This is a genomic window from Acidovorax sp. 62, from assembly GCF_002754495.1.
Taxonomy (GTDB): Bacteria; Pseudomonadota; Gammaproteobacteria; order Burkholderiales; family Burkholderiaceae_C; genus Acidovorax.
Genome location: NZ_PEFJ01000001.1, coordinates 963,183 through 974,907, shown reverse-complemented (window position 1 = coordinate 974,907; position 11,725 = coordinate 963,183). Strand labels below are relative to the sequence as shown.

The window sequence follows — 11,725 nt, the reverse complement described above, 5'->3', positions numbered from 1 at the left end:
AGGGTCGCCGCGCCCCCGGCTGCGTTGTCGGGTTACGCCCTTGCGGGCTAACCCGACCTACGGTGTTACGCGCCCTGCTCAACCAAGCATCTTCTGCACCGCCCGCTGGGTTTGCACGCTGATGAGGTTGGCGCGGTAGGCGGCACTCGCGTGGATGTCGCTGTTCAGGTCGCTGGCGTCGATCTGTACGGCAGCGGCGGCTTGTGGGGTGAAGCTCTGGTTGAGCGCTGCCTCCAGCCCGGCGTGGCGGAACACGCTGGTGGCCGCGCCAGTGATGGCCACGCGCACGCCGCTGTCCGTCTGCGCCACAAACACGCCCACCAGCGAGAAGCGCGACGCCGCCTGCTTGAACTTGAGGTACGCCGCGCGTTTCGGAATCGGAAAACGGATGGCGGTGATGATCTCGCCCTCTTCCAGCGCTGTGGTGTACATGCCCACAAAGAAGTCGTCGGCCTTGATCTCGCGCTGGTTGGTGATGACCGTAGCGCCCAGCCCGAGCACGGCACTGGGGTAGCAGGCCGCAGGGTCGTTGTTGGCCACCGAGCCGCCCAGCGTGCCGCGTGCGCGCACCTGGCGGTCGCCAATGTGGGCAGCCAGGTCGGCCAGCGCAGGGATGGCGGATTTCACATCCGCACTGGATGCCACGTCGGCATGGCGCGTCATGGCGCCGATGACCAGCGCGTTGCCCTCGCGGCGGATGCCCGCCAGCTCGGCCACGCCGTTCAGGTCCACGATCTTCTCGGGGTTGGCCAGGCGCAGGCGCATGGACGGCAACAGGCTCTGCCCGCCCGCCAGCAGCTTGCCGCCCTGGGCGATGAGCTGCGCGGCCGCAGCGGTGGAGGAAGGAGCCTCAAAGGTGAATGCGTACATGGTGGGTCTCCTTATGCCTTGGCGTGTTGAATCGCTTCCCAGACGCGGTGCGGTGACGCGGGCATGTCGAAGTCCTTTACGCCCAGCGGGCGCAGGGCGTCGAGCACGGCGTTGATCACCGCCGGTGGCGAGCCGATGGCCCCAGCCTCACCGCAGCCCTTGGTGCCCAGGGGGTTGTGCGTGCAGGGGGTGCACACATGGCCGAGCTTGAACTCGGGGAAGTCGTCGGCGCGCGGCATGGCGTAGTCCATGAAGCTGCCGGTGAGCAGCTGGCCCGTCTCGCGGTCGTACACGCAGTTCTCCAGCAGCGCCTGGCCAATGCCCTGCACCAGGCCGCCATGCACCTGGCCTTCGACGATCATGGGGTTGATGATGGTGCCGAAGTCGTCCACGGCCGTGAACTTGTCCACGCGTGTGCTGCCGGTTGCGGGGTCGATTTCCACTTCGCAGATGTAGGTGCCTGCAGGGAAGGTGAAGTTGGTCGGGTCGTAGAAGGCCGTTTCGTTCAGGCCCGGCTCCAGTTTGTCCAGCGGGTAGTTGTGCGGCACGTAGGCCGTGAGCGCCACCTGGCCGAACGGGATCTTCTTGTCGGTGCCGCGCACGGTAAATTCGCCGCCACTGAAGTCGATGTCGGCGTCACTGGCCTCCATCAAGTGCGCGGCGATCTTCTTGGCTTTGGCCTCGATCTTGTCCAGCGCCTTCATGATGGCCGCACCGCCCACGCTGATGGACCGCGACCCATAGGTGCCCATGCCGAAGGGCACGCGGCCCGTGTCGCCGTGCACGATGTCCACGTTCTCCACCGGGATGCCCAGGCGCGCTGCCACCACCTGCGCAAACGTGGTTTCGTGCCCCTGGCCGTGGCTGTGCGAGCCGGTGAACACCGTCACGCTGCCCGTGGGGTGCACGCGCACCTCGCCGCATTCAAACAGCCCGGCGCGTGCGCCCAGGGCGCCTGCGATGTTGGACGGCGCAATGCCGCAGGCCTCGATGTACGACGAATAGCCCAGGCCACGCTTGAAGCCCTTGGCCTCGCTGGCCGCCTTGCGCGCCGCAAACCCGGCCACGTCGGCCAGCTGCTGCGCCTGCGTCATGCACGCGTGGTAGTCGCCAATGTCGTACTGCAGCGCCACCGGCGTCTGGTACGGAAAGCTGGTGATGAAGTTGCGCTTGCGGATCTCGTCCTGGCCTAGGCCCAGCTCCCACGCGCAGCGGGTGACCAGGCGCTCCAGCAGGTAGGTGGCCTCGGGCCGGCCCGCGCCCCGGTAGGCATCCACCGGCGCGGTGTTGGTGAACCACGAATCCACCTCCACATAGACCTGCGGCGTGGTGTACTGCCCCGCCAGCAGCGTGGCGTACAGGATGGTGGGCACAGCGCTGGCAAAGGTGCTCAGGTAGGCACCCAGGTTGGCGTCGGTGTGCACGCGCATGGCGAGGAACTTGCCGTCCTTGTCCATGGCCATCTCGGCGTGGCTGATGTGGTCGCGGCCATGCGCGTCCGACAGAAAGGACTCGCTGCGGTCCGCCACCCACTTGATGTTGCGGTTGAGCTTCTTGGCGGCCCAGGTCAGGCACACGTCCTCGGCATACAGGTAGATCTTGGAGCCGAAGCCGCCGCCCACATCCGGCGCAATCACACGCACCTTGTGCTCGGGCAGGCCCATTACAAAGGCCGTCATGAGCAGGCGCTCGACGTGCGGGTTCTGGTTGCTCACGTACAGCGTGTACTCGTCATTGGCACGGCTGTAGCTGCCGATGGCGGCACGCGGCTCCATGGCGTTGGGGATGAGCCGGTTGTTGATCAGGTCCAGCTGGGTGACATGGGCGGCGCCCGCAAACGCGGCGTCCACCGCGCCCTTGTCGCCAATGGCCCATTTGAAGCAGTGGTTGTCGGGCGCAATGTCGTGCAGCGCCGCACCCGCCACCGCGCCCGCAGCGGCATCGGCCACATTGACCACGGCGGGCAGCACGTCGTAGTCCACCTCCACCAGCTCGGCCGCATCGCGCGCCTGCTGCAGCGTCTGCGCCACGACCATGGCCACATGGTCACCCACGTAGCGCACCTTGCCCTGCGCCAGGATGGGGTGGGGCGGCTCCTTCATGGGCTCGCCATTGGTGCTGGTGATGAGCCAACCGCAGGGCAGGCCGTTGATGTTGTCGGCGGCCACATCGGTGCCCACAAACACACCCAGCACACCGGGCGCGGCCTTGGCAGCGCTGGTGTTGATGCTGTTGATGGCGGCATGGGCGTGCGGCGAGCGCACAAACACCGCATGGCTTTGAGCGGCCAGCACCACGTCGTCGGTGTACTGGCCCGCGCCGGTGAGGAAGCGGTAGTCCTCCTTGCGCTTGAGCGATTCGCCAATGTGCGGCAGCTTGGAAAAGTCGGATGCACCCATGGTTCTTCTCCTTTGTGTTTAAGCGGAAGCCATGGCCTTTTGGCCGACCTGCACTGCGCGCACGATGTTCTGGTAACCCGTGCAGCGGCAGATGTTGCCTTCGAGCAGCTCGCGGATCTCGCCTTCGCTGGCGTTCGGGTGGTTCTTGCACAGGTCCACCGCGCTCATCACCATGCCCGGCGTGCAGAAGCCGCACTGCAGGCCGTGGCATTCCTTGAACGCTGCCTGCATGGGGTGCATGGTGCCGTCGGGGGCGGCCATGCCTTCGATGGTGGTCACCTCGGCCCCCTGGGCCTGCACAGCCAGCATGGCGCAGGATTTGACGGCCTGGCCGTTGACGTGCACGGTGCACGCGCCGCACTGGCTGGTGTCGCAGCCCACATGGGTGCCGGTCAGCAGCAGGTGCTCTCGCAGCGCATGGACCAGCAGGGTGTTGGGAGGCACATCTACGCTGGCCGCACGGCCATTGACGGTGAACTGCACTTGCATCTGGCTGTCTCCTGGAGGGGGGTTGGCTGGATTCGCACACAGCATCTTGAAACGCCCCTGTCCCCGCCTCCCTAGGGAGAACCCTAGAAACGCCGAGCGCCGCACGGGATATTCTCAAAATGAAACATGCTGCACTGCACACCCGCCCAGCATGGAACGCCCTTGCCACCCAGCCTCGCACGCCCCCGCCTCCCGGCGCGCCGCAGGCCCTGCCCCGGGGACTTCGATGCTTGCTGCTTCCGATCCGCCATCCCACCGCCAGGCCCTGATCCAGAGGGCCCGGCAAAGCGTGCTGCTGGGCGCGGGCGGCGAGGCGCCGCTGGAGCCGTGGATCACCCGCTCGTGGCAACGCTGCCTGGCGGCCGGTCTCAGCCCCGGCCAGCGCGTGGTGTTCGAGCCCATCACCGGCCCCACGCTGCGCCACCTGGCCGAGGAGAGCCATGCGCTGGTGCATGCAGCGCGCCCGGTGCTGGAGCAACTCACCCGCGCCATCGCAGGCATGCGCTACTTCGCCATGCTCACCAACGCACGCGGCGTGGTGATCGATGTGCAAGGTGCCGTAGACCGGCAAGACCCACGCACCCGGCTGATCGGCCGCGTGGGGGTGGACCTGTCCGAAGCCGCCGTGGGCACCACCGCCATCGGCACGGCATTGAACGAGCTGGCGCCCGTCTGGCTGCACCGGGGCGAACACTTTTGCGACGACAACGGAGCCTATAGCTGCGCAGGTGCCCCGCTTTTTGACCCGGAAGGGCACTGCGTGGGCATGCTGGACTTGACGGGGGTGGACGTGCCCGAGCGGCCTGAACTGCGGCACCTGGTGGCGCGGTCTGCCCGAGCGATGGAAGACGCCCTGCTGCTGCAGCGCCCCCACAGCCTGCGCCTGCGCTTGAATTGGCCCGGCAGCCCGCTGGGGGGAGACAACGACGGCCTGGTGCTGCTGGACGCGGACGGCTACCTGCTCGGCAGCAACAGCACCGCCCGCCAGCTGATTCCCACGCCTTTGCAGCCGCCAGGCACGCGCATGCACTGCTCCGATGTGCTGGCCCTGCCCTGGGCCCAGCTGTTTGACGCAGCAGCGCGCCACCACCCTGCGCCGCTGGATTTGCCGCTGTGGTCAGGGCTGCGCTTGCATGCCCTGGCGCAGCGCCCCAGCGCCACCGCACCCACCCCGCTGCGCGCGACGGAAGCCGCTCTGATCCACCAAGCGGTGCAAGACGCCCGTGGCAACGTGGCGCAGGCCGCACGCGCCCTGGGCATCAGCCGCGCCACGGTGTACCGCAAGCTGGGCAGGCATTAGGGCCCTCTGCATACATCACCACGCATCACCGCGCAGCGTGCGCCTGCAGCCTCGGGCAGCCTGCGTTGCTGCCAAGCCTCGCCGCCCCTGCCGATCTGCAACGCTCACTTGCCGCCGTGGTGCGCAAAGCCCCCTGGGGCATCAAAGGTCAAAACAAAAACGACCTCCAGCGCTTATTCAACAATCGCAAGCAGCTATTAAATAAATAGCACACCCAAGGCCGGTCACCCCGCCACGGGTCACCTCTTTGCAGCCCTGCGGGATCGCCCCTGGTTGCCCCCAAACCCGCAGTGCGCCCGCAGCGCGTGACGCCATAGTGGATGCCTTTTGCGCCCAAGGGGCACTGGCACCGCACCGCCTTGGCTGCGGTATCTTTGGCACCCAAAGACACACCAACAACAGGAAAGGGAGAACCATGCCACACCCTCAGGACCGCACCCACTGGCCGTGGTGCCAGCAGACCAACACCGCCCACCCAGGCCAACCATGAAGCACCTGCTGCTTTTGCTGGCCATCGCCCTGGGGCTGTATGGCGCATGGCAACTGGCTGGCGCCTCTGCCCGCCAACGCACGCAGCGGCTGCTGCACACCCATGCACGCCGCGTTGCCGCCATCGTTGCACTGCTGCTGGCCCTGCTGGCACTGGCTTACTACCTGCCCGCCCTCCCCATTCTGTGAAGACCACCATGCCATCCATGAAAACCATCACCCGCCACCTGCGCACCCCTTTGCTGCTGGTTGCAGCCGCCTGGCTGAGCGCCTGCAGCCAGATCGACACCGGCAACGTCGGCGTAGAGCGCACGCTGGGCAAGGTCAGCCCTGAGGCGCTGCCCCCGGGCATTTACTTCACCCTGTTCAAAACGGTGGACGAGTTCACGGCCAAAGAGGTCAGCTTCTCGCTGGAAAACCTGACCCCGAAAAGCCGCGACAACCTCACCATGAAGGACGTGGACATCGACATCTATTACAAGACCACCCCCAGTGCCGTGCCCGGCCTGTTCACCAAGTACCAGGGCGACATGGTGCAGCACCGGCAAGTGGTGCGCGAAGGCACTGCAGACTACGTGATTGCCTACAGCCGCGTATCCCGCGAAGCCCGCGAGGCCATCTACAAGGCCATCGCCCAGCTGGACGCCACCACCATGCACACCAAGCGCACCGAGCTGGCCGAAATGGTGCGCGACGGGCTGCAAAAAGAGCTGGACGCCAACGACAAAGGCGCCTTCACCGTAACGGCCGTGAACGTGCGCAATCTGCTGACGGACCCCGCCATTGAAGCGGCCATACGCCAACGTGCCGAGACCGACCAGGCCATCGAGCGCAAGCGCAAAGAGGTGGAGCTGGCCAAGGCCGAAGCCGAGCGCCTGGTGGTGGAGGCCAAGGGCCAGGCCGAAGCCAACGAGATCATCAGCCGCTCGCTCACCCCGGCCCTCAAGGAGATCAAGCTGGCCGAGTTGCAGCGCGATGCGGCCATCGCCATCGCAGGCAAGGCGGGCAACACGGTGCTGCTCAATGGCGGCACGCCGTTGGTCAGTGTGGGCGGCAGCAAGTAACGAGGCGCGGCTTGCTGGTTGCGGCGGGTGAAGGCAGGCCCCGCACTCGCCCCGGGCCCGCAGTGAAGGGCTCCCCGGCGCAAAAACTTCGACGGGCTCAGCTCAAAAAAATGAGGCCTGAGCAGCCTGAGGCAGGCCAAAAATCAGATGAAATTGGCCTCTAGCGCTTATGAAGCAAGCGCTACAAGCTATCAAATATATAGCGAATCCATGACATGGCCAGGGCAATCGCATCTAAATAGATGCAGCTATTTGCGGCGAAACTGCAGCGTGTGATCACCCAACCAACGCTCCCGTGACCCTGCTGCAGCACCTGCAAGTCATCCCCGACCCGCGCCTAGAGCGCACGCGTCGCCATGAACTCCAATCCATCCTGGCCATAGCGCTGTGCGCAACCATCGCAGGCGCAGACAACTGGGTGGAAGTAGCCGAGTTCGGCGAGTTGCTCCACGACTGGTTCATTCGTTTCGTTCCGCTGCCCTCAGGCATTGCCTCGCACGACACCTTCGCGCGAGTGTTTCGCCTGCTTGACGCCAAGCAACTGGAGCTGGCCTGCCAACAGTGGCTGGCCCAAGTGGCGGGCCGGGTATACGGCACAGTGGCGATTGACGGTAAAAGCGTGCGCGGCAGCAGCAAAGGGGACGCTCGCAGGCCACTGCACATGGTCAGCGCCTGGGCTGCAGACATGGGATTGCTACTGGGCCAGTGCAAGGTTGACGGCAAGAGCAACGAGATCACCGCCATCCCCGAGTTGCTCAGGCTGCTGCACCTCAAAGGCTGCATCGTCACCATCGATGCCATCGGCTGCCAAAAGAGCATCGCCCAGCAGCTTCACGAGCATGGTGCGGCTTATGTTCTGTCCCTCAAAGGCAACCAGCGGCACATGCACGCAGTGGTTCAAAAGCACTTTGAAGTGCAGGCGAGCCAAGAGCCGCCCGATGAGAACACCTACACCGAGCGCTCAAGCGGCCATGGGCGCCAGGAGCTGCGCAGCTACCGGCTCAGCCCCGTGCCCGAGGCATTGCAGCGAGCGGCAGTGCACTGGCCGGGGCTGGCCAGCGTGGTGCAAGTCACGCGCCAGCGCCAACAAACAGGAGGCGAGGCCAGCGAAGAAGTCAGCTACTACCTGAGCAGCTTGCCAGTGCACACGCCTGCACGGGTGCTGGCGCACAGTATCCGTTCGCACTGGGCGGTGGAGAACCAGTTGCACTGGAGTCTGGATGTGGCGATGCGCGAGGATGCGGCGCAGTCCTATAAAGACCAGGGACAGCACAACCAGACGCTGCTGCGGCGCATGGCGCTGCAGTTGCTCAAGAGTGACACGTCGGTGAAGGTGGGTGTGCAGGCAAAGCGCAAGCGCGCTGGCTGGGATGTGGGCTATCTGGCACATGTCCTGGGCATCAGGGTTTAGATGCGATTGCCCTGATGACATGGCCTGCGTTTCACAGGCCCGACAGGGCCAGTACCACGGCCGTGTCTTCCACCACCAGCACCACCCGGCTGCCCACGCGCAAGCCACTGCCCGGCGCCGCAAAGCCCACCATCTGCACGCCCGTGGCACGGGTGCCCAGCATCAGCTCAGCGGCCACCTCATCGCCCAAGGCACCGCGCACCACCCGCACCGCCTTGGCGGGCAGGCGGTAGGTGCTGGCGGGGGCCTGCGGCACGGGGGCGCCCGGCGCCGCCCGCTCTACCCGCACGGCGGTGGCCTTGCACAGCGCCTGCACCGCAAGGCCGGGTTGCAGGCCTAGCAACTCGGCGCTTTCGCGCGTGATGCGCGCGGCCAGAAAATCAGCGCCGTCGCTCCTGTCACTCTCGGGCGGCTCGCAGGCCCCCTCGCCCGCCGCAGCCAGGGCCAAGCCCAGGTGCACCAGCACAATTTGCCCATGCACTTGCAGGCCCTGCACCAGGCAAGGCCACTGGTTGCGCATGCTGGTGCGCACCGCCAAGCGGGCCACCGCACGGCCTGCATGGGGGTCGGCCTGCCAGCGCGCCAGCACGGCGCCACGCGCCTGGGCCATGGCATCGGCTGCGGTCAGCAGCTGCTGGCCCGCCTCGGTCAGCACCGCACCGCCGCCGCCTGCCCCACCCACCGCGCGCTTGACCAGGGGGGTGCCCGCCAGATTGGTGAGGGTGTCCACCGCCTGCCACGCGGCCTTGTAGCTCACACCCACGGCTCGGGCAGCTTGCGAGATGGAGCCGCCCTGGCCAATCTGGCGCAGGATGTCGATGCGTTTGTCAGACAGCGCATGGCCCAGCGCGTCAGAGAGAGAAAGAGAAGCAGGCATGGGTCGATGATGCCTGAGCGGTGATGGCGCGCAGGCCTCTCCCGCAACTCATGAAGGCTTGCGCCGCGCCCCAGTCACGGGCTTCAAAGACTTCTGTTTGCGCTCCAGCGCGCCCGCCGCAGCGGCCTTGAGCAGCCGCTGGAACGACGGGCATTGCGCGTGGCTCTCGGCCGGGCAGGCCGCTGCGTGCCGCAGGCCATGGCTCATGGCCTTGAGGCGTTTGACCATCACGTCGATCTCATCGGCCTTGGCCGAGAGCAATTGCCGGTCGATGCTGGGCTGGCCGCTGGGCAGGAACATGGAGCGGATCTCGTCCAGCGAGAACCCCGCCGACTGCCCCAGCGCAATCAATGCCAACTGCTCCAGCACCCCCGGGGCAAACCGGCGGCGCTCACCCGGCTGCCCCACCGAACTCACCAACCCCTTTTCCTCGTAGTAGCGCAGCGTCGATGCCCGCAGGCCCGAGCGTTTGGCAACTTCCGAAATGTCCATGAAAAAACCTCTTAGAAATCTGTTGACTTCAAGTTGACTTGAACTTCTATAGTGAATTCATACCGTTCCTGCGTCAATGGTTCAAGGGGTTTTTATGGCTTTTCAATGGCAAGACTTTCCGCTCGCCCTGCTCATGGGCGTGGGCGCCACCGCCGTCATGGACACCTGGCTGGTGCTGCTGCGGCACCTGGGCGTGCCCACGCTCAACTTCGCGTTCATCGGCCGTTGGGTCGGGCATTTGCTGCAAGGCCGCATCGCCCATACCGCCATCGCCAAGGCGCCACCCATCTGGGGCGAGCTGGCCTGGGGCTGGCTCACGCACTACGCCGTGGGTGTGGGCTTTGCCGCCGTGCTGCTGGGCATGGTGGGCGCGGACTGGGTGCACCACCCCACCCTGCTGCCCGCACTGGCCATGGGCGTTGTCACCGTGGCTGCGCCACTGCTGGTGATGCAACCGGCCATGGGCTCTGGCTTTGCCGCATCGCGCACACCCACTCCACTCAAAAACTGCCTGCGCAGCCTGGCCAACCACACCGTGTTTGGCTTCGGCCTGTACCTGTCCGCGCTGGCCATCGGACTGGTTTCACGATGACCGCTATCACGCTCAACCCCCAGAAGCCCTTCAAGGAAATCACACCATGCAAAACATAGCCATCGCCTATCACAGCGCCCACGGCCACACCGCCCACATTGCGCAGCAGGTCTGCGAGGGTGCCCAAAGCGTTCCAGGCATCCAGGCCGAGCTGCTTCGGGCCGAAGACCTGGCCCTCAATCCAAATGCACTGCTGCGCTACGACGGCCTCATCCTCGGCTCGCCCACCTACCTGGGCGGGGTGTCCGGGCCGTTCAAAACCTTCATGGACGCCACTGGCGGCCTGTGGAAAACGCAGCAGCTCAAAAGCCGACTCGCGGCGGGCTTCACCGTGTCATCTCTGCCTGCGGGCGACAAGCAGTCCACCCTGCTGTCGATGTTTGTGTTTGCCATGCAGCACGGCATGGTGTGGGTGGGCAACCCCATCCTGCCTGAGCAGCATGCGGGCGTGCCGTACGACGAAGCCGCCAACCGGCTGGGCTCCTGGTCGGGCCTGATGGCGCAGGCAGGCCATGGCTCGCCCGCTGATGCGTTTGCCCCGGGCGATGTGAAAACGGCCCGGATGTTTGGCCACCATTTCGCGCAAACCCTGCAGCGCCTGGGGGCTGCGGCCACCCTGCAGCCAAAAGATAAGGTCGCCGCATGATCCCCGCCCGCTATGGCCCCGTGCTGTTCAGCCTGATCCTGTCGGGCACCATGTCGCTGCTGGTGTCGGGCATTGCCACCTACCGCACGCTGCCGCTGCACCCGGGCTTTGCAGGCCTGTGGATGAACGCCTGGCTGAGCGGGTGGTTGTTCGCCTTCCCAGCGGTGATGCTGGCCGCGCCGCTGGCCCGCCGGGTGGTGGCCTGGCTCACCCGTCCAAACCCTGCAAAACCCAGCCCATAGCAATGCGCCCAGAAGGTGATTGCAGGCCAGTGCCTATACTCTCGCTATTCCATTAATGAATAGCGTTTTACGCCGCCACCCCATGCTCCATCGCGTCGCGCCCCTGACCCGCCACCTTTTGCTGACGGGGTTCGCCTTCTCTGTGCTGCAGGCCGCGCACGCCGACACCGTCTCGGTTGCCGTGGCGGCCAACTTCACTGCCCCCATGCAGAAGATTGCGGCCGCCTTTGAAGCCGACACCGGCCACAAAGCCGAGCTGTCGTTCGGTGCCACGGGCAAGTTTTATGCGCAGATCACCAACGGTGCGCCGTTCCAGATCCTGCTGTCGGCCGACGACACCACCCCCGCCAAGCTGGAGAAGGATGGCAAAGCCGTGGCCCAGATGCGCTTCACCTACGCCATCGGCACGCTGGTGCTGTGGAGTGCCCAGCCCGGCTATGTGGACGCCCAGGGCCAGGTCCTGCAGACCGGAGATTTCAAGCACCTGGCGCTGGCCAACCCCAAGCTGGCCCCCTACGGCCTGGCCGCCACGCAAGCCATGGACAAACTGGGGCTGACTGCCAAACTGCAACCGCGCTGGGTGCAGGGCGAGAACATTGCCCAGACCTACCAGTTTGTCGCCAGCGGCAATGCGCAGCTGGGCTTTGTGGCCTTGTCTCAGGTGATGGTGGACGGCAAGATCGCCCAGGGATCGGCCTGGCAGGTGCCCGCACAACTGCACGACCCCATCCGCCAGGATGCCGCGCTGCTGCTGCCAGGCAAAGACAGCGCGGCGGCAGCGGCGCTGCTGAAGTACCTGCGCGGTGACAAAGCCCGCGCCATCATCCAGGCCTACGGCTATAGTTTCTAACCCC

13 protein-coding genes are annotated in these 11,725 nt (G+C 65.9%); 8 read left to right on the top strand and 5 right to left on the bottom strand.

Features of this window, described 5'->3' with window-relative positions; genetic code table 11:
* Positions 1-78: 78 nt before the first annotated feature.
* Genes CLU86_RS04400 through CLU86_RS04390 form a run of 3 tightly spaced genes read right to left on the bottom strand, consistent with a single transcriptional unit; the run spans position 79 to position 3,758 of the window.
* A complete protein-coding gene (locus tag CLU86_RS04400; RefSeq protein WP_099740771.1) occupies positions 79-870 on the bottom strand; it encodes a xanthine dehydrogenase family protein subunit M in 792 nt (263 codons plus the stop codon).
* 11 nt (positions 871-881) lie between these two features.
* The gene (locus tag CLU86_RS04395) at positions 882-3,269 is read right to left on the bottom strand and encodes a xanthine dehydrogenase family protein molybdopterin-binding subunit (RefSeq protein WP_099740770.1); all 2,388 of its coding nucleotides are present in this window, start codon (positions 3,267-3,269) and stop codon (positions 882-884) included.
* A gap of 18 nt (positions 3,270-3,287) precedes the next feature.
* Positions 3,288-3,758, bottom strand: a complete 471-nt coding sequence (locus CLU86_RS04390; protein ID WP_099655016.1) for a (2Fe-2S)-binding protein — start codon at positions 3,756-3,758, stop codon at positions 3,288-3,290.
* Positions 3,759-3,984: 226 nt separating this feature from the next.
* Here CLU86_RS04390 and CLU86_RS04385 point away from each other — a divergent pair, with 226 nt between their 5' ends.
* The 4 genes from CLU86_RS04385 (at position 3,985) to CLU86_RS04375 (ending at position 8,022) form a co-directional block, all read left to right on the top strand.
* Positions 3,985-5,058: a sigma-54-dependent Fis family transcriptional regulator gene (locus CLU86_RS04385; protein ID WP_099740769.1), complete on the top strand. Its 1,074-nt coding sequence runs from the start codon at positions 3,985-3,987 to the stop codon at positions 5,056-5,058.
* Between the two features lie 486 nt (positions 5,059-5,544).
* Positions 5,545-5,736, top strand: a complete 192-nt coding sequence (locus CLU86_RS22790; protein WP_158236308.1) for a hypothetical protein — start codon at positions 5,545-5,547, stop codon at positions 5,734-5,736.
* An 8-nt stretch (positions 5,737-5,744) separates the two neighbouring features.
* Positions 5,745-6,611, top strand: a complete 867-nt coding sequence (locus tag CLU86_RS04380) for an SPFH domain-containing protein (protein WP_158235567.1) — start codon at positions 5,745-5,747, stop codon at positions 6,609-6,611.
* A gap of 295 nt (positions 6,612-6,906) precedes the next feature.
* A complete protein-coding gene (locus CLU86_RS04375; RefSeq protein ID WP_099740747.1) occupies positions 6,907-8,022 on the top strand; it encodes an ISAs1 family transposase in 1,116 nt (371 codons plus the stop codon).
* Between the two features lie 31 nt (positions 8,023-8,053).
* Here CLU86_RS04375 and CLU86_RS04370 read toward each other — a convergent pair whose 3' ends face one another.
* Together CLU86_RS04370 and CLU86_RS04365 are read right to left on the bottom strand one after the other, a co-directional pair.
* Entirely contained in the window at positions 8,054-8,899 is an 846-nt protein-coding gene (locus CLU86_RS04370; RefSeq protein WP_099740767.1) for a TOBE domain-containing protein, read from the bottom strand.
* Positions 8,900-8,947: 48 nt separating this feature from the next.
* Positions 8,948-9,391 (bottom strand): helix-turn-helix domain-containing protein, encoded by a 444-nt coding sequence (locus CLU86_RS04365; protein WP_099740766.1) that lies wholly within the window; start codon positions 9,389-9,391, stop codon positions 8,948-8,950.
* 94 nt (positions 9,392-9,485) lie between these two features.
* Here CLU86_RS04365 and CLU86_RS04360 point away from each other — a divergent pair, with 94 nt between their 5' ends.
* The 4 genes from CLU86_RS04360 to modA all read left to right on the top strand — a co-directional run bounded on the left by CLU86_RS04360 (position 9,486) and on the right by modA (position 11,721).
* Complete coding sequence (locus CLU86_RS04360) at positions 9,486-9,983, top strand: DUF2938 domain-containing protein (protein ID WP_099740765.1); 498 nt, start codon at positions 9,486-9,488, stop codon at positions 9,981-9,983.
* A 46-nt stretch (positions 9,984-10,029) separates the two neighbouring features.
* Positions 10,030-10,629: a flavodoxin family protein gene (locus CLU86_RS04355; protein ID WP_099740764.1), complete on the top strand. Its 600-nt coding sequence runs from the start codon at positions 10,030-10,032 to the stop codon at positions 10,627-10,629.
* Entirely contained in the window at positions 10,626-10,871 is a 246-nt protein-coding gene (locus CLU86_RS04350) for a DUF2798 domain-containing protein (protein WP_099655009.1), read from the top strand. Before CLU86_RS04355 ends, CLU86_RS04350 begins: the two co-directional genes overlap by 4 nt.
* An 82-nt stretch (positions 10,872-10,953) precedes the next feature.
* Positions 10,954-11,721 (top strand): molybdate ABC transporter substrate-binding protein, encoded by a 768-nt coding sequence (gene modA, locus CLU86_RS04345; protein ID WP_099740763.1) that lies wholly within the window; start codon positions 10,954-10,956, stop codon positions 11,719-11,721.
* Positions 11,722-11,725: the final 4 nt, after the last annotated feature.